Genomic DNA, 16135 nt, shown 5'->3' with positions numbered 1-16135 from the left:
CGAATGAAATTGCCATGCAAACGGGCTTTTCTGGTCGGCGGCGGACTGGCGGCAACCCTTCTGCCGTACCAGCTTCCGGCTCAGGCTCCGGCCGAATTGCGCGATCTGGTCGGGGCGCGGGGCGCGGGTGGCGAAACCCAGCTTCAGGCCCGTGGATATCAGTTCGTGAAAACCACCACCGGCGACGACCGGAAATGGAGCTATTGGTGGAATGCGGAGCGCCGCCAATGCGTCTCCGTCGCCACCGTCGATGGGCGATATGATTCGATCACAAGCGCCCCGGCGCCGGATTGCAATCAGTCCGCCGCCACCACCACCCACCGCGGCGACCACCAATCCGGCAGCGACAATCGCTATCATCCGGACATCGGCTACCGCACGCAACCCCAGCGGGAACAGGGCAGCTATGCCGGCCGCGAACCGGGTTATGCCATAGCGAATGGCCAGCAGGTCGATCTGGGTCTCGTCTGCTTTGGCGATGGTCAGCGACCGGGCGTTTCCAACAGCTATGGCTGGACGTGGGATCATGATCGCGATCGCTACGCCTATGGCAATCGGGTGGAGATGACGCCGCAGCAGTTCGATGCCTCGCTCATGATCCAGTTCTGGTCGGGCGGTGGCCGGATCAAACTGCCCCAAAAATTGATCCCGCCTATTCATTCGCGCGGCGATGGCAGTTGGTGGGACATTTACAATGTATCGCTGCAGCCGGACCGGATTACCGGCGAATATCGCCTGAACGGCCTGAACAAGCCCCGCATCACGATTGATCGGCGGAGCGGCCGGATCACGATCGTCGGAACCTCGTCTTATGGTTTCCGGGGCGAGTGTGATGTGATCGACGGCCAGGATCATCACCGTTTTTGATCGAACGACAGGGTGCAAATCTCGTCCGGAGATTGCAGGATTACCGATCGATCCTGCTGGCGTCGTTCGTCGGGTGATCCCCAAAGAAATGAAGGGCGGCGGCCCCTTATACGAAGCCGCCGCCCCATAACGACGAACGCACCCTCGGGGGGAGGAGGCGCTGGCCGTTCGCGAATGGGAACGCCCGCCGTGGCGCCCGATCCGCTCAACCCACACACAGCAATGAACATGCCAGCATGACAGGGACGTGAATTAGCCAGATTATATCCGGGCATCGTCCCGCTATGGCACAGATGGGTTACAATAGTTCCGTTTCGAGACACCACCAGCCCGGTTCGGCGATCCGCACCGTCTGCGCGGCGGCGGCACGGGCGGCCTGACCATCGAACAGCGCAAAGCAGGTTGCGCCAGATCCCGACATCCGCGCCAGCTTCACCCCCGGCTGGCCGCCCAGCAGCGCCACCGCGCGCGCGATTTCGGGCACCAGTGCTATCGCCGGCGGTTCCAGGTCGTTGCGCCCGGCCAAGGCTGCGGCCAGCGGCTCGCCAGTGTCCAGCGGCCCGCGATCCAGCCCGTCCCAGCCCCGGAACACCGGCCCGGTCGGGCACGCGACGTGCGGGTTGACGAGCAGCAGCGGCATCCCCGCCAGCCCGCCCGCCGCCAGCCCGTCCCCGGCCAGCATCGTCAGCCGATCGCCGCGCCCGTCGGCCCATGCTGTGCGGCTGGCCAGGCAGGCGGGCACATCGGCGCCCAGTTCGGCCGCGATGGCCCCAAAGCGCGGGTCGGCCATCGGCAGGTTCCACAGGCGGGCGAGCGCCCGCAAGGCCGCCGCCGCATCGGCCGATCCCCCGCCGATCCCCGATGCGACCGGCAATCGCTTGTCGAGGGTAATCGCCGCTCCCGCTGACACCGCGAACGCCGCCTGCACCGCGCGGGCGGCGCGCAGCACCAGATTGCTTTCCACATCCTCGTCTGCCAGCGCGGCGGCATAAGGCCCGTTAATTTTCAGGCTCAGGCGATCATGGGCCGTCACCGCCAGCCCGTCGCCGTCGCGCGCAAAGGCGAAGATCGTCTCGATCGCATGATAGCCGTCGGCCCCGCGCGCGCGGACATGCAACGCGAGGTTGATCTTGGCATGGCCGGTCTCGTCGATCACGTTCAGGGTGCGGCCACTTCGGGGGTCCACCCCATATCGATCTTGGTGGAAATGCGTTGCGTGTCCTTGGCATCGGCATGCACCAGCGCGGCGCGCCATGCGAACCGGGCTTCCATCTTGCGGCCTGCCGTCCAATAAGCGTCGCCCAGATGCTCGTTCAGCGTCGGTTCGCCCGGCTGGCTGATCACCGCGCGTTCCAGCAATTCGATCGCCTTGGGCAGATCGCCGCGCACATAATGGCTCCAGCCCAGTGAATCGGTGATCGCGGCATCCTCCGGCCGGATCTTGCTGGCTTTTTCGATCAGCGCCTGCGCCTCGGGCAAATCCTCGCGCCGTTCGAGCAACGCATAGCCCAGATAGTTCAGCACCACCGCTTCGTCCGGGGCCAGCGCATGGGCCTTTTCCAGCGCCGCGCGCGCGGCCGGCCAGTCGCCGGCTTCATGCAGCGCGCCGCCCAGCATCAACAGGATCGTCCAGCGCGATCCATCGTCGGGCTGCGCTTCGTGCAGCGCCAGCGCCCGGCCATAGGCGTCAGCCGCATCGCGTGGCCGTTCCAGTTCGCCATATAACCCGCCGACGCGGGTCCAGTCCGCCACGGCCACGTCGCGCTTGCGTGTGGCGGCCAGCGCTTCGGCCAGCGCCTTTTCCCTTTCGCCCTGCCGCACCAGCAATTCCAGCCGCTGGTTGCGCGCGGCCTCGGCGAACGGGCTGTCGGCGCGGATATTGTCCAGCACCGCCAGCGCCGTTCCATATTGTTCCGCCGCAGTCAGCAATTCGCTGGTCACCAGCCAGGTTTCGGCATCGCGGGGCGCGAGGAAGGTGGCCAGCCGCGCAAAGCTCAGCGCGATCGGCGTCACCCGTTCGCGATTGATGTCGACGGCGACGCGGGTGAACAGATCGGCTATCCCGTCCGCCGCACCCGTTACCGCCGGCGGCAGGGATTTGCGGTCGTTGATCCGCGATCGGGCCAGCCCCAGCAACGGTTCTTCGCCTTCCAGCAGGTCGAGTGCTGCCGCGCGATCGCCCGCCTTCACCAGGGCCGCCGCCGCCGTGATCCGCAGCCGCACCGCGCCGCGCCCGCCCGGCCCGATCATCGATCGCACCGCCGCCACGCCTTCGTCGCGCCGGCCTGTGGCCAGCAGCATCAAGGCGCGATGTTCCGCCGCATAGGCCGCAGCGATCCCGCCCAGCTTGCGCGCGCCATCCAGCGCGGCCAGCGGATCGCCCTTGCCCGATCCGCGCGCGATCCAGGCGCGCAGCGCCGGGGCGGCGAAAGCGAACACCTGATCCTGTTCGATCTGGTCGACGATCGTCGCAGCCCCAGCCCAGTTCTTGGCCGACACCGCTTCGGTCAGCAGCAGCATGCGCACATCGGGCGGCTGCTTGCCTGTCGATACCAGCACGTTGGCGGCGCGCAGCGCGAGCGCGCGGTCCCCCGCCATCATCGCCTGCCGATACGCGCGCATCGCCACCAGCGGATCATTGGGTGTCGCCGCCAGCGCCGCGCCATAGCCGGCGGCGGCCAGTTCGGTCAGCCCAGCCGCGTCGGCGGCGCGGGCGCGCACATATTGCTGGATCGCCGACGGCACGTCGCGGCTCGCCGGCGCTGCGGCATGCGCATGGCTCCCGGCGATCGTCAGCGCAATCAGGGCGGTGGCAGTCGGGCGGAGCAGCGTCATGCAATCCTCGGGCAGGCCCGGTGCGGGCGATTCCATCCCAGCATAGGCCCTCCACCGCGGATTTCGACTGTCTTTGCCTAAAACAGGCTCAGTTGCGCGCCTTGCGGTGGATGAAACAGGTCGCGGCGCAGGGTGATCCGGGCATTGCCGATCCCGGCCTTGCGGCAGGCAAGGCGGAATCGGGTGGCGATCAGATCCGCCCACGGCCCTTCACCCCGCATCCGGCTGTGGAAACCGGGATCATTGTCGCGCCCGCCGCGGATCGCGCGGATGATCGCCATCACCTTGGCGGCGCGATCGGGGAAATGTTCGTCCAGCCAGGCGCGAAACAGGGGCGCCACTTCGTGCGGCAGGCGAACGGGAATGAAAAAGCATCCCAGCGCCCCCGCCTCGCCGGCCGCCGCGATGATCGTTTCGATTTCATGGTCAGTGATCGCCGGGACGACCGGCGCGATCGAAACGAACACCGGCACGCCTGCCGCACGCAGCGCGCGCACCGCCGCCAGCCTGCGTTCGGGGCGCGGGGCGCGCGGCTCCAGCGTCCGCGCGATCGCCGGGGTCAATGACGTGATCGACACCGCGACGGCCGCCAGTCCCTTGCCCGCCATCGGCCCAAGGATGTCCAGATCGCGCAGCACCCGATCCGATTTGGTGGTGATCGTCAGCGGATGATCGCATTGCGCCAGCACTTCCAATATGCCGCGCGTGATCCGCCATTCGCCCTCGATCGGCTGATAGGGATCGGTGTTAGTGCCAAGGGCGATCGGCTGCACCTGATAGCCCGGCTTCATCAGTTCGCGCTTCAGCAGATCGGCGGCATCGGGCTTGGCGAACAACCGCGTTTCGAAATCCAGCCCCGGCGACAGATCGTGAAAGGCATGGCTCGGCCGGGCATAGCAATAGATGCAGCCATGCTCGCAACCGCGATACGGGTTGATCGACCGGTCGAACCCGATGTCGGGGGATATATTGCGGCTGATGATCGTCTTTGGCCGTTCCTCGGTCACCGTCGTCCGCAACCGGGGGCGCGCGCCATCCACCGCGTCCTGCGCATCCAGCCAGTCGCCATCCTCCGCCCGCTGGGGCAGGTTGAAACGGTCGCTCGTCCGGTTGAGCGTCGCGCCGCGTGCCGGGGGAATGGCTGCCATCGCCGGATGATAGCGCGCCATTTGGAACATATCAAGAACATCTTGACGCCGCAGGCCAGTCGTCCATGGTGGACCATAAGCGAAAGAAGGGACGAAAATGGGCGTGCGTGGTTTTGCCTTGGGAATGATGATCGCGGCGCTGGCCGCACCGGCCGCGATGGCGCCGGCGGCGACGCCCAAAATTCCCGCCAAACCCGCTGATCTGCCCAAAACGCTTGCCGGCACCGATCTCGACGGGTTCGTCCGCATCCTCCAGGATGCCGGCTATCGCGCCCGGCTGAAAACGCATGACGATGGCTCGCGCTTCATCGAAAGCGCGGCGGGCGGCACCAATTTTTCGATCAATTTCAACGATTGCGAAGGCGAATCGGGCTGTACCAGCCTGCGTTTCCTGGCCTGGTGGACCCGGCCGGCATCGATGGATCTGACGGCGATCAACGGCTGGAACAACGGCTACCGCTTCGCCCGCGCGACGATCGACGGCGACGATGATCTCGTGCTCGATTATTATATCACGCTGGTCGGTGGCGTGCCTGCGGCCAACTTCCTCGACAGTTTCGACTGGTGGGCCACGTTGCTTGCCGATTTCGACAAATATATGGACGAAAAAGCCGCCGGAAAAGCGGCGCCCGGCAAGGGATCGGATGCCAAGGGCGTCAGCGCTGCCGACGAGGATATCGCCGGCTGACCGGCGGCTTGCGGCGGACCGGCGCTCCCCCTGATCCATCGGATAGCGTCTGGGGCGCTCCAGCCCCCGCCTGCCCCTAACGCCTGGCAAATTCCTGCGGCGACATGCCGGTGCGCCGGCGAAAGGCGGTGGAAAAACTGCTCGGGCTGGAAAAGCCCAATAGATAGGCGATTTCCTTCAATGGCCGGTCGCCGGCGCGGATCAGCGCTTCAGCCCGCGCCTGCCGCGCTTCTTCCACCGCGTCGGACAAAGTGGTCCCGGTCGATGCGCGCCACGCCCGCGACAAATGGCGCGGACTGAGCCGTACCAAGGTCGCCAGTTCGTTCACCGTCGGCGGCTGGATGCCGGTTTCGGCGATCCGTTCGCGCAGGCGATTGAGCTGCCAGCCGGCCAGCCCTCCCTTGGCGAGTTCGTCTTCCTCGCCCAGCCGGGTGATGCCACGCACCAGATCCACCGCCAGCAGGGTCGTCAGCCCGTCGAGCAGAAAGCCGCTCGCCATGCCCGGTTCGGTCAATTCATGGGCGATGCGCCGGATCGCGGCGCCCACTTCCGGCTGGCGCACATCCAGCAGCGCGCGCTGCACGCGCGGATCGCTGGGGTCGATCGCCAGATCGGGGGCGCCGGCCACCGCCTGATTGAACATGATCCGCAGGAAACTTTGATCGCCCCCCAGCCCGCGGGTCTGCATGCGCGTGTTCGCCGGCTGGAACAATATATCGCCCATCGGCAGGAACTTCGCCGTGCCGACGTCGCGATAGCGCCCTTCCTTGGTGCCATGGGGGGGCGACAGGTTCAGGCTGATCGTCGGCCGGGTCTCCGTCAGCGTCATTTCGAACGGGCTGGGCCAGTGGATGCGGCACAGGTCGATCGCGGCGGACGGTGTGTCCGCATGCGCCGCGATCTTCCAGTCTGCGTCCATCAGCTCCAGCCCTTGTCGAATCAGCCCAGAATCTTGCGGTTGGTATCGCCCCAATAAGCGGTCATCCGCACGATAAGGCCATCATCATTGAATTCCATCACGTCGAGCGTCTCGATCTCCACCGCGACCGGATAGTTCACCGGCTTGGCAATATAGGCAGCCGCGCCATAACGTCCAACCACGCGCACCGCGCCGTCCAGCGTCAGCAGGATCCCGCCCTGCATCGCATCGAACCCGGCCTGGAAAAATTCGCCGATGCCGGCATGGCCATGCTTTTCGCCGGTGCCGATCGGATCTTCGATCACCGCGTCGGGGTGGAACAGCGCCAGCACGCCGGGAAGGTCGGCGGCGCCCATGCGCTGGCCATAGGTTTCCATCGCCCAGCGAATATGATCCGGGCCGGGGCCGTCGGTCGGGGCCTGGATGAAATCGCTCTCGTTTACGTCGGCCATAAGGTCGCTCCTCTCCAACTCACCATCCCGAACACATCCGGGGTCGGGCCTGTCTTGGCGGCTTATGCCAGTCGGCGACACGCCGGCTGTTGCTGGAATCGGGAAATCACTTCACCCGGCCTGCTGATAACGCAGGCTGCGCAGGATCACCGATTGGCTGGCCGTCGCCATCAACGTGCCATCCTGCGCAAACAGCAGCATTTCGCCATGGCCAAAGCCGGATGCAGCACCGTGCACGCGAATGTCGCACAGCACCCATTCGGTATCGACGATGTTGAGGAAACGGATGCAATTATCCAGGCTGTTGGCGGCGACATCGCCTTGGCCGTCGGACAGCGCGTTGCCGATCGACGCGGGCACGAAATCGGCCATGATCGCCAGCATCGGCCGGTCGATCGGGCCGCCGCCCATGCCCGGTTTGCCGGTCGGGCGCATCCAGAACACCATATGCCCCACATCGTCGCCGGTCGCGTCCCAGCCCTTGGCGACGCGGGTTTCCAGCCGCGAATAAAGGTCGTCGGGCGCCGAACCCCAGCGCAGCGGCATGGGCGGGCAATCCTGCGGGGGTGGCACGATGCCCGGGGCCACGAACTGGCGGCGCACCGCCCCCGGCTTTTCGCCCAGCGACAGGCCCGCGCCCAGCATCTGCCGGCCATCCACCCAGGCCGTCAGCCGCACCTGGCTGGTCTGCCGGCCTTCCACCAGTGGCGTCACTTCGAACTCGACGGTAGCGCCGCGTGGCGCATAGGTCAGGTATTGCGCGGTCGCCCACACCACCGATCGTCCGGTGGTGCGCTCCGCCGCCTCCACCGAAGCGCCCAGCCCGACACCGCCGAACATGAAGGCGGTTGCGGGCGGTCCCACGGTCAGCCATGGCGCCGCCTCGACCAGCCACCTGCCCGGCCCGATGCCCGGCTCCATGGCGAAAAACCCCGCCACGGCCCGGCTCAGGCGGGGGTCTTCAGCGCGAATTTCTGCACCTTGCCCGATGCGTTCAGCGGCAGGCTTTCCACCACTTCCACATAGCGTGGCGCCTTGTAATTCGCCATGTTCGCCTTCGCCCAGGCCGCCAGTTCGGCCGGGTCGGGCTTGGCCCCTGCGACGGGGATCACGAACGCCTTGCCCACTTCGCCCATCCGCTCGTCGGGCACGCCGATCACCGCCGCCAGCGCCACTTGCGGATGCCGTTGCAGGATCTTCTCGATCTCGGCCGGGTAGCAGTTGAACCCGCCCGAAATATACATGTCCTTCATGCGATCGGTGATGACCAGCCGGCCATCATCGACGAACTTGCCGACGTCGCCGGTATGCAGCCAGCCGTCCTTGTCGATCGCCTCTGCCGTGCCCACCGGATCCTCGAAATAACCGAGCATCACGTTGAAGCCGCGAATCTGCACTTCGCCTTCTTCGCCTTGCGCCATCACATTGCCCTCGGCGTCGGCGATGCGCACTTCGATGCCGGGGATCGGCTTGCCGCAGGTCGTCGCCACCACTTCGGCCGGGTCATGCGCGTCGGACAGCGATACCGTGCCGCAGGTTTCGGTCAGGCCATAGCCGGTCAGCACCGTTTCGATGCCAAGGTCGCTGCGCATCCGTTCGATCAGCGCCGGCGGGATCGATGCCGCACCGGTGATCGACAGCCTGAGCGACGACAGGTCGGCGTCGCCGATGTCGGTCGCCAGGATCGTCTGGAAGATCGCGGGCGGCCCAGGCAGCATGGTAATCTTGTGCTCGGACACCAGCGCGACGAGCTTCGCCACATCAAGATTCGCCAGCGGGTAGATCGTCGCGCCCATCATCAGGCACGGCAGCCAGCCGGCCTTGTAGCCAAAGCTGTGGAAGAACGGGTTGACGATCAGGTAGCGGTCCTGATCGGTCAGCCCCACCGAATTGGTCCAGCTGCGATAGGTGCGGCAGGTCTGGCCGTGGCCGCTGATCACGCCCTTGGGATCGCCGGTCGTGCCCGACGTGAACATGATGTCCGACGGGTCGTCGGCGGTGACGGTGTCCACCAGCGCCTCGGTCGCGGCATCGGGCTTCGCGTCCGCCAGGAATGCATCCCATTCCGGCCCGAACGTGATGATCCGTTCCAGATGCGGCAGGTCCTCGCCCGCCAGCATCGCGCGGTAATCATTGCCGATAAAGCTGTCGACCGTCATCACCCAGCGCGCGCGGCTGCGGTTCAGGATGAACGCCGCCTCGCCGCCCTTCAGCCGGGTGTTGAGCGGAACGACCACGCACCCTGCCGCCTGCGCGCCGATGCAGCCGACGATCCAGTCCAGCCGGTTCGGCGCCCAGATCGCAACGCGGTCGCCCTTGACGAGGCCCGCTGCCGCAAAGCCGGCCGCCGCGCGCAAGATCGCGTCCCACAGCCCCGAATAGCTGATCGAACGGTCGCCATCGACGATCGCCGCCTTGTCGCCGAATCGGCCCGCTGCCGCTTTTGCGACGCCCGGAATCGTCTCCATCCGCACCTCTCCAACCCTTCATCACCGATATGCGTAGACCATACGCGCAATGATTACGCATATTGGTTGTTGCCTGTCGCTCCGCTTCATCTATCGTGATTTCATTGTCAACGAAACCCGCGATGGGAAGGGACAGGAAATTGGCTGAGCGGCGTCTGCGCTTTGACGACAAAATTGTGCTGGTGACGGGGGGTAGCCGTGGCATCGGCCGCGATATCGTCAATTCTTTTGCCGAGGTGGGCGCCAAAGTGCACACCTGCGGCCGCACGCCGCCGGGCGATGGCCTGCCCGCGACGTTCCACGCCTGCGACGTGCGCAAGGCCGATCAGGTGGAAGAAATGCTCGCCGCGATCGGCGCGGAACATGGCCATGTCGATATCGTCGTCAACAATGCCGGCGGATCGCCGCATGTGGATGCCGCCACCGCATCCCCGCGTTTTTCCGAATCGATCATCGCGCTCAACCTGCTCGCCCCGCTGCACGTCAGCCGCGCGGCGCATCCGTGGCTGACGAAGGCTGCGGGGCAGACGGCGATCATCAACATCGCCAGCGTTTCGGCCATCCGCCCGTCGCCCGGCACCTCGGCTTATGCGGCGGCGAAAACCGGCCTGCTCGGCCTCACCCGCAGCCTGGCGCAGGAATGGGCGCCCAAGATTCGCGTCAACGCGATCATCGCCGGGCTGATCGGCACCGAGGATGCGGCCGCCACCTACGGGTCCGAAGATATCCAGAACCAGATCATCGCCAACCAGCCGATCGGCCGGCTCGGCACGGGCCAGGACATCGCGTCGGCCTGCCTGTTCATGGCGTCGGACTATGCCGGCTACGTCAACGGCGCTGCCTGGGAAGTCGATGGCGGTGGCGAACTGCCGCCCTTCTTCTCGATCCTCAAGGCCAACGGCGTTGCCTGAACCGCGCACCCGGATCAAAGCCCTCAACCATGTCGGCCTCACGGTCGCCGATCTTGATCGGTCGATCGCCTTTTACACCGCGATCTTCGATGTCACGGTGGAAGGGCCGTGGGACCGCACCGGCCCCGGCGTCGGCAAGGTCACCGGCTATCCGGGCTGTTCGGTGCGGCAGGCGTTCCTGAACTTCGGCCGCGCCGATCAGTTGCTGGAACTGCTGGAATATACCAATGGCGGGGTCGTGGTGGATCCCGCCAACGGCAATGCGGGTGCCGGCCATTTCGCGGTGGTCGTCGATGATGTCGATGGCCTCTACGCCGCCCTTCTCGCCAAGGGCCACCGCTTCGTCTCCCCGCCGATGACGACGTCGCCCAACCCCTTATTCTACGGCCGGATCGTCTATCTGATCGATCCGGATGGCTTCCGCATCGAATTATATCAGCCGTTGGAGGCATGATCGGGGCTTGGCGGGGGCGTCCACCCGCCATAAGGTGAATGCGATTCACCAAAGGCCGGCGCAGACCGGCCGACCAAGGACAGGTAGCCTATGAACCCCGCCGATTTCCGGCTGACGGAAGCCGACGAATATCCCCATCCCCCGGGGCCGGAACCCAATTTCAACGAAAGCACCTACGTCAACGCGTTCGACGACATAAGCGGCGTCGGCGGGTGGATGCGGCTCGGCAACCGGGTGAACGAAGGCCGCGCCGAACTGTCGGTCTGCCTGTACCTTCCCGACGGCCGCATCGCGGTGCGCTTCAGCCGCCCGCGCATCGCCCATAATGATGCGTTCGACGCCGGCGGCCTGCGCTTCGATGTCATCACCCCGATGCAACGCCTTGACGCCACTTACGAAGGCGAGGTGACGATCGTCACCAACCCCGATGATCTGCGCGATCCCGCCCGCCTGTTCGCCACCGCCCCGCGCCTGCCCTGCACGGTCGCATGGCAGCTCGACACCATATCGCCCCAGCATGGGGGTGAACCGGTGCGCGATGACGTGCCCACCATGTACGGCCGCGATTTTTCGCTCGGCCATTTCAACCAGCACATCGCCGCCAGCGGCCACATCACCATCGGTGACGAACATTTCCCGATCAACGGCCATGGCTGGCGCGATCATAGCTGGGGTCCGCGCTGGTGGACCAACATCATCTGGTATCGGCTGTTCCTGGCCGCCTTCCCCGATGGCCGCGGCTTCATGATCCACCGCATCGCCGACGAAACCGGCCGCACCCGCCGTTCGGGCGTGCTGCTGGTCGACGGCCGCTACCATGAAATTACCGATTTCGACGCGATCACCGACTGGACGGACGCGAAGGACCCGGCCAGCGTCCGCATCATCGTCCGCACCGAAACCGGCCTCACCGCCGAAATCACCGGCGAAATCCTGTCGATGGCCCCGTTGCGCAACCGGCGTGAAGAAAACGGCCAGGAACTGCTCAGCCGCATCGCCGAAGGGCATACCCGCTTCACCTGGGATGGCGTCGTCGGCTACGGCATGACCGAATATATCGAACAGGTCGCAAAGGACGGAACCCTTGCCGGCTTCCCCCTCTGACCCCGCATCCGCGCTGACGGCGGCAGTGCGCCGCCGCTTCGGCCAGGCCGCGTGCGTGGAACATGTGGTGCAGGCAACCCTGGGCGGATCGAACCGCACCCTGCTGTTCGATCTCGTCGAAGGATCATCCCGCAAGCGCCTGGTATCGCGCGAAGAAACCTTTGACGGGGAAGCCAACCCCTTCCTCACCCCCGCCCAGCAATATCGCCTCATGGCCCATGTCCACGCCGCCGGCGTGCCGGTGCCCGAACCGATCTTCGAATATGACGCTGCCGACACGCTCGGCCCCGGCTTCGTCACCGCCTTCGTCGCCGGCGAAACCCTGCCCCGCCGCCTGCTCGAACGCGACGACCGGGCCGCGCTGCTGCGCCAACTGGCCCAAGCGCTGGTCCGGCTGCATGGGCTGGATGTTCCGGCACTTCCCCCCTCTTCCGTCATCCCCACACACACGTCATCCCAGCGAACGCTGGGATCTCCTGAAGCTGAAGCGCCCCCCCCACACACCGTCATCCCCGCGCAGGCGGGGATCCATAACCCATGCGTTCTCGAAAGAGACGCCACGTCAGAGAATATGGATTCCCGCCTACGCGGGAATGACGAACTGGGGGCAACCAGCCATCCCCTCGCTTTCCTCAACGCCATCCCCGAATCCGCCGATCCCGTCGCCGCCATGCGCCTGCGCATCGACGCGCTCGATGAACCGCATCCCGCGCTCGAACTGGGCCTGCGCTGGCTCGAAACCCACCGCCCGCCGGCACGCCCCCGCGCGCTCGTCCATGGCGATTTCCGCAACGGCAATTTCATGGTGGGCGAAACCGGCCTTGCCGCCTTGCTTGATTGGGAATGCACCCATCTGGGGTCGGGCGTCGAAGATCTCGGCTGGCTCTGCACCCGCTCCTGGCGCTTCGGACAGGATACCCGCCACGCCGGCGGCTTCGGCACCCGCGACGAACTCATCACCGCTTATGCCGACGCCGGCGGCCCCCGCCTCGACCCGGATGAAATCCGCTGGTGGGAACGCTACGGCCTTGTCCGCTGGGCGATGTACAACATCCTGCAAGCCCACGGCTTCGAACGCGGCCGCCGCTCGCCGGCCTACGCCGTCTGCGGCCGCAACACCGCGCTGATGGAATATGATCTGCTGATGACCTTGGGCGGAAGGTATGATTGACCAACCCTCCTTCCCCTTCTTCCTCCCCTCCCTAATAGGGAGGGGTTGGGGGTGGGTTGGCGCACGCAGTGCGCCTCGCTAACCTCAGCCCCATGCGCCGTGTCCCAGAACATATGACCGCCAACGCCCGCGCGCTGCGCAACCGGCAAACCGAGGCCGAACGCCTCATCTGGCGGCGGCTGTCTTGCTATCGGCCGCGCTTCACCCGGCAACTCGTCGTCGGCCCTTACATCCTCGATATCGCCTGTCGTTCCGCCAAGCTGGCGATCGAACTCGATGGTAGCCAGCACCTTAATGCCGAAGCCTATGACGCCCGCCGATCGCTATTCCTGCAACAAACCGGTTGGACGGTTTTGCGATACTGGAACGGAGAGTTGCTCGCCAATCCGGATGGCGTGACCGAAGATATCTTGACGAAGACCGCCGAGCGCCTCGGCGGAACCCACCCCAACCCCTCCCTTCCAGGGAGGGGAGAAAGAAGGGGCAACCACCCATCTCAAACACCCCAGCCTCACAAGCCACCGATCCAACGCGGAACCGCCAATGACCCACCACTACCGCCCGTCCACCGCCGATCTCGTCGGCACCGTCACCGAATTTCTGCGCGAAATCGGGCCGAAACTCGACAGTGGCGATCGCTATCAGGCGCTCGTCTGCGGCCATATCCTCGCCATGGTTGAACGCGAATTGCGGGGCGAACCATTGGCCGATCAGGATGAAGCCGCGCTTGTCACCGCCATCCGTGCGGGCGAACGCGATGCCGATTGGGATGCCACCTTCACCGCCATCCTCGATCGCACCATCGCCCGCGTCGCCATCACTAAACCCGATCATCTCGCACCGGAGCACCGCCCCGCATGACCGACCGTATCTCGCTTGAAATCGCCGATGGCGTCGCCCGGCTCAGCCTGGCCAGCCCCGGCCGCCGCAACGCGATCGACCTAGAATTTCTTCAGGATTTCGCCGCCGCCGCGCTCGATATCCAGTCCGACGCCAGCGTCCGCGTCATCCTGTTGCGCGCCGAAGGGCCGGTTTTTTCGGTCGGCGGCGATCTGGCGGAAATGGTCGCCAACCGCCACCGCGCCGAACGCCATGTGCTGGAAATGGCGTCCACCTTCCATCTCGGCATCGAACGGCTGCAATTGTCGCCCGCCCCGCTCGTCGTGGCGCTGGGCGGCACGGCGGCGGGCGGCGGGTTCAGCCTTGTGCTCGGCGCCGATCTCGTCATCGCCGGGCAATCGGCCAAGCTGGTCGCGGCCTATACCAAATCGGGCCTCACCCCCGATGGTGGCGCCACATGGTTCCTGCCGCGCATTGTCGGCCGGCAAAAGGCGTTCGAAATCATGGCATTGAACCCGGTTCTTACTGCCGATGATGCCCATGCCCTCGGCCTTGTCGCGCGCGTCGTGGCGGATGATGCGCTCAACGCCGAAGCCACGCGCGTCGCCGCCCAACTGGCGGACCTGCCGTCCGATGCCCTCGCCGTGCTCAAGCGGCAGTTGCACGCCAGCCACGGCAATGGCCTCGCCGATCAGCTCGCGATCGAAGCCGGTGGCATCGCCCGGTCCGCCGCCCAGCCCGAAACGCAGGCCGCGCTCGACGCGTTCTTCGCGAAAAGCCGGTAATGGAAATCCTCTCCGCCAACGCCGTCGCCGCGCTTGCCGCCGCGCGGCCGCTGGCGGAAGATTTCGGGCCTGACAGCCCACGCCCGCTCCTCGCCTTGTCGCTCGATGGCGCGGATGCGGGCCTTGGCGATTGGCTGCGCGGCCTGCCCTGCCCGGTGATCGGCATCGGCGCCGGCCCGCTCGGTGCCGCCTGCGATGTCGTGTTGCCCGATCCGTCAGGCCTGGCGGTGATCGCCCGCAATGTCAGCACCACCCCGATTGCGGCGATGGTACTCGTCCAGCATCTGCGCGCGAGCGAACATCTCGATCTCCACGCCGCGCTGACCGCCGAAAGTTTCGCTTATGGCACGCTTCAGCAAGGCCCTGAATTTAAGCGCCTAACCTTCACCAGAATCCAACATATTTCCAACAACACCCCGCCGCTTGAAATAGGAATAACCGATTCCAGCCTCAACCTGACACTCAATCGCCCCGCTACCCTGAACGCCATCGACGTCGAAATGCGCGACGCCCTGTCCGAAGCATTGGACCTCGCTTTGGCCGATCCCGCCTGCCCCCACGTCCACCTGGCCGCCACCGGCCGTTGCTTTTCCACCGGCGGCGAAGTTGCCGAATTTGGCCTCGCCAGCGATCCCGCCACCGCCCATTGGGTCCGCACGCTCCGCCTCCCGGCCCGCCGCCTCGCGCAGCTGACAGGCCGGCTCAGCGTCCATGTCACCGGTGCCGCCATCGGTGCCGGCGTGGAAATGGCCGCATTCGCCAGCCGCCTCACCGCCACGCCCGATGCGTGGTTCCAGTTGCCCGAACTCAAATATGGCCTGATCCCCGGCGCCGGCGGCACCGCCAGCCTGCCCCGCCGGATCGGCCGCCAGCGGACCGCTTATATGGCGCTGTCGATGCGCCGCATCCCCGCTGCCACCGCGCTGGAATGGGGACTGGTCGACGCCATCGCGTCATAGATTGGCGCCCCCCCAACGAACGCCGCCCGCGCCGTCACCGCGGCCAGATCGCGCCGGGCGATTTTCCACGGCCGGTCGATCAGGCACAGGTCCGCGATCTGGCCCACCGCCACCTCGCGTGCGGCGCCTCCCGGATCGCTCGCGGTTCCGGTGAACAAAGCCAGCGCCTTCTCGGGCGTCACCGCTTCCTCCGGTCCCAGCCCATCAGGCCGCGTCACCGCCGCCGCCATCGCCGCCCATGGATCAAGCCCGCCGAACGGTGCATCGCTGCCTGCCGCAACGCGTATTCCCGCCGCCTTCAGCGACCGCAGCGGATATAGAAACGGGCGATCCACCGGATCGACTTCGACCCGATAGGCAGCAGCCCGCTCGGCCACGAAATGCGGCTGGGTCACCACCGTCAGCCCCAGCCGCGCGATCCAGGCGATGATGTCTGGCGGCGCCACACCGCAATGCTCGATCCTGTCACCCGGATGAACGCCAGCCGTCTCGATCGCAGCAAGCATCAGCATCAGTTCCGCCAGCGTCACGCAG

At 66.1% G+C, this 16135-nt stretch carries 17 protein-coding genes and 1 pseudogene; 10 read left to right on the top strand and 8 right to left on the bottom strand.

Going from position 1 to position 16135, the window contains the following annotated elements:
• Window positions 1-3: 3 nt before the first annotated feature.
• Complete coding sequence (locus KC8_RS01175) at window positions 4-867, top strand: hypothetical protein (protein WP_010124963.1); 864 nt, start codon at window positions 4-6, stop codon at window positions 865-867.
• A gap of 298 nt (window positions 868-1165) precedes the next feature.
• On the opposite strand, the gene KC8_RS01170 is transcribed toward KC8_RS01175, so the two are convergent.
• The 3 genes from KC8_RS01170 to KC8_RS01160 all read right to left on the bottom strand — a co-directional run bounded on the left by KC8_RS01170 (window position 1166) and on the right by KC8_RS01160 (window position 4850).
• Window positions 1166-2023, bottom strand: a complete 858-nt coding sequence (locus tag KC8_RS01170) for a 4-(cytidine 5'-diphospho)-2-C-methyl-D-erythritol kinase (protein ID WP_086495506.1) — start codon at window positions 2021-2023, stop codon at window positions 1166-1168.
• Between the two features lie 2 nt (window positions 2024-2025).
• Complete coding sequence (locus KC8_RS01165; RefSeq protein ID WP_037496047.1) at window positions 2026-3702, bottom strand: tetratricopeptide repeat protein; 1677 nt, start codon at window positions 3700-3702, stop codon at window positions 2026-2028.
• A gap of 77 nt (window positions 3703-3779) precedes the next feature.
• Window positions 3780-4850, bottom strand: a complete 1071-nt coding sequence (locus KC8_RS01160) for a PA0069 family radical SAM protein (protein ID WP_029624526.1) — start codon at window positions 4848-4850, stop codon at window positions 3780-3782.
• Window positions 4851-4947: 97 nt separating this feature from the next.
• Here KC8_RS01160 and KC8_RS01155 point away from each other — a divergent pair, with 97 nt between their 5' ends.
• Complete coding sequence (locus KC8_RS01155) at window positions 4948-5538, top strand: YbjN domain-containing protein (protein ID WP_010125434.1); 591 nt, start codon at window positions 4948-4950, stop codon at window positions 5536-5538.
• A gap of 76 nt (window positions 5539-5614) precedes the next feature.
• Here KC8_RS01155 and KC8_RS01150 read toward each other — a convergent pair whose 3' ends face one another.
• From KC8_RS01150 to KC8_RS01135, 4 genes are all read right to left on the bottom strand, one after another.
• A complete protein-coding gene (locus KC8_RS01150) occupies window positions 5615-6457 on the bottom strand; it encodes a helix-turn-helix domain-containing protein (protein WP_010125433.1) in 843 nt (280 codons plus the stop codon).
• Window positions 6458-6477: 20 nt separating this feature from the next.
• Window positions 6478-6909 (bottom strand): nuclear transport factor 2 family protein, encoded by a 432-nt coding sequence (locus KC8_RS01145; protein ID WP_010125431.1) that lies wholly within the window; start codon window positions 6907-6909, stop codon window positions 6478-6480.
• A gap of 111 nt (window positions 6910-7020) precedes the next feature.
• Complete coding sequence (locus KC8_RS01140) at window positions 7021-7848, bottom strand: acyl-CoA thioesterase (RefSeq protein ID WP_010125430.1); 828 nt, start codon at window positions 7846-7848, stop codon at window positions 7021-7023.
• An 8-nt stretch (window positions 7849-7856) separates the two neighbouring features.
• Window positions 7857-9377, bottom strand: a complete 1521-nt coding sequence (locus KC8_RS01135; RefSeq protein WP_010125429.1) for a FadD3 family acyl-CoA ligase — start codon at window positions 9375-9377, stop codon at window positions 7857-7859.
• Between the two features lie 140 nt (window positions 9378-9517).
• Between KC8_RS01135 and KC8_RS01130 the strand changes: the two genes are divergently transcribed.
• The 8 genes and pseudogenes from KC8_RS01130 (at window position 9518) to KC8_RS01095 (ending at window position 15601) form a co-directional block, all read left to right on the top strand.
• Complete coding sequence (locus KC8_RS01130) at window positions 9518-10288, top strand: SDR family oxidoreductase (protein ID WP_010125428.1); 771 nt, start codon at window positions 9518-9520, stop codon at window positions 10286-10288.
• Window positions 10281-10742 (top strand): VOC family protein, encoded by a 462-nt coding sequence (locus KC8_RS01125; protein ID WP_010125427.1) that lies wholly within the window; start codon window positions 10281-10283, stop codon window positions 10740-10742. Before KC8_RS01130 ends, KC8_RS01125 begins: the two co-directional genes overlap by 8 nt.
• A gap of 90 nt (window positions 10743-10832) precedes the next feature.
• Entirely contained in the window at window positions 10833-11846 is a 1014-nt protein-coding gene (locus KC8_RS01120; RefSeq protein ID WP_010125426.1) for a DUF7064 domain-containing protein, read from the top strand.
• Window positions 11827-13017, top strand: a complete 1191-nt coding sequence (locus KC8_RS01115; protein WP_138956670.1) for a phosphotransferase family protein — start codon at window positions 11827-11829, stop codon at window positions 13015-13017. The genes KC8_RS01120 and KC8_RS01115 overlap by 20 nt, the downstream gene beginning before the upstream one ends.
• A gap of 92 nt (window positions 13018-13109) precedes the next feature.
• Window positions 13110-13564 (top strand): annotated as a pseudogene (locus KC8_RS01110) (endonuclease domain-containing protein).
• Window positions 13561-13878: a DUF6285 domain-containing protein gene (locus tag KC8_RS01105; protein ID WP_010125422.1), complete on the top strand. Its 318-nt coding sequence runs from the start codon at window positions 13561-13563 to the stop codon at window positions 13876-13878. Before KC8_RS01110 ends, KC8_RS01105 begins: the two are co-directional and overlap by 4 nt.
• Window positions 13875-14642 (top strand): enoyl-CoA hydratase/isomerase family protein, encoded by a 768-nt coding sequence (locus KC8_RS01100; RefSeq protein WP_010125421.1) that lies wholly within the window; start codon window positions 13875-13877, stop codon window positions 14640-14642. The genes KC8_RS01105 and KC8_RS01100 overlap by 4 nt, the downstream gene beginning before the upstream one ends.
• Window positions 14642-15601, top strand: coding sequence for an enoyl-CoA hydratase/isomerase family protein (locus KC8_RS01095; RefSeq protein ID WP_010125420.1), 960 nt, complete (start codon window positions 14642-14644; stop codon window positions 15599-15601). The genes KC8_RS01100 and KC8_RS01095 overlap by 1 nt, the downstream gene beginning before the upstream one ends.
• Here the strand turns inward: KC8_RS01095 and KC8_RS20465 are convergent.
• Window positions 15523-16131, bottom strand: coding sequence for an amidohydrolase family protein (locus KC8_RS20465; RefSeq protein ID WP_010125419.1), 609 nt, complete (start codon window positions 16129-16131; stop codon window positions 15523-15525). The two genes, KC8_RS01095 and KC8_RS20465, sit on opposite strands and share 79 nt — an antisense overlap.
• Window positions 16132-16135: the final 4 nt, after the last annotated feature.

It is taken from the genome of Sphingomonas sp. KC8, from assembly GCF_002151445.1.
Taxonomy (GTDB): Bacteria; Pseudomonadota; Alphaproteobacteria; order Sphingomonadales; family Sphingomonadaceae; genus Sphingomonas_E.
This window is presented reverse-complemented; position numbering and strand designations above follow the sequence as displayed.

Coding starts and splice junctions, on each gene's coding strand:
- KC8_RS01175 (WP_010124963.1), top strand. CDS start 4: ATGAAATTGCCATGCAAACGGGCTTTTCTGGTCGGCGGCGGACTGGCG.
- KC8_RS01165 (WP_037496047.1), bottom strand. CDS start 3,702: ATGACGCTGCTCCGCCCGACTGCCACCGCCCTGATTGCGCTGACGATC.
- KC8_RS01160 (WP_029624526.1), bottom strand. CDS start 4,850: ATGGCAGCCATTCCCCCGGCACGCGGCGCGACGCTCAACCGGACGAGC.
- KC8_RS01155 (WP_010125434.1), top strand. CDS start 4,948: ATGGGCGTGCGTGGTTTTGCCTTGGGAATGATGATCGCGGCGCTGGCC.
- KC8_RS01150 (WP_010125433.1), bottom strand. CDS start 6,457: ATGGACGCAGACTGGAAGATCGCGGCGCATGCGGACACACCGTCCGCC.
- KC8_RS01145 (WP_010125431.1), bottom strand. CDS start 6,909: ATGGCCGACGTAAACGAGAGCGATTTCATCCAGGCCCCGACCGACGGC.
- KC8_RS01135 (WP_010125429.1), bottom strand. CDS start 9,377: ATGGAGACGATTCCGGGCGTCGCAAAAGCGGCAGCGGGCCGATTCGGC.
- KC8_RS01120 (WP_010125426.1), top strand. CDS start 10,833: ATGAACCCCGCCGATTTCCGGCTGACGGAAGCCGACGAATATCCCCAT.
- KC8_RS01105 (WP_010125422.1), top strand. CDS start 13,561: ATGACCCACCACTACCGCCCGTCCACCGCCGATCTCGTCGGCACCGTC.
- KC8_RS01100 (WP_010125421.1), top strand. CDS start 13,875: ATGACCGACCGTATCTCGCTTGAAATCGCCGATGGCGTCGCCCGGCTC.
- KC8_RS01095 (WP_010125420.1), top strand. CDS start 14,642: ATGGAAATCCTCTCCGCCAACGCCGTCGCCGCGCTTGCCGCCGCGCGG.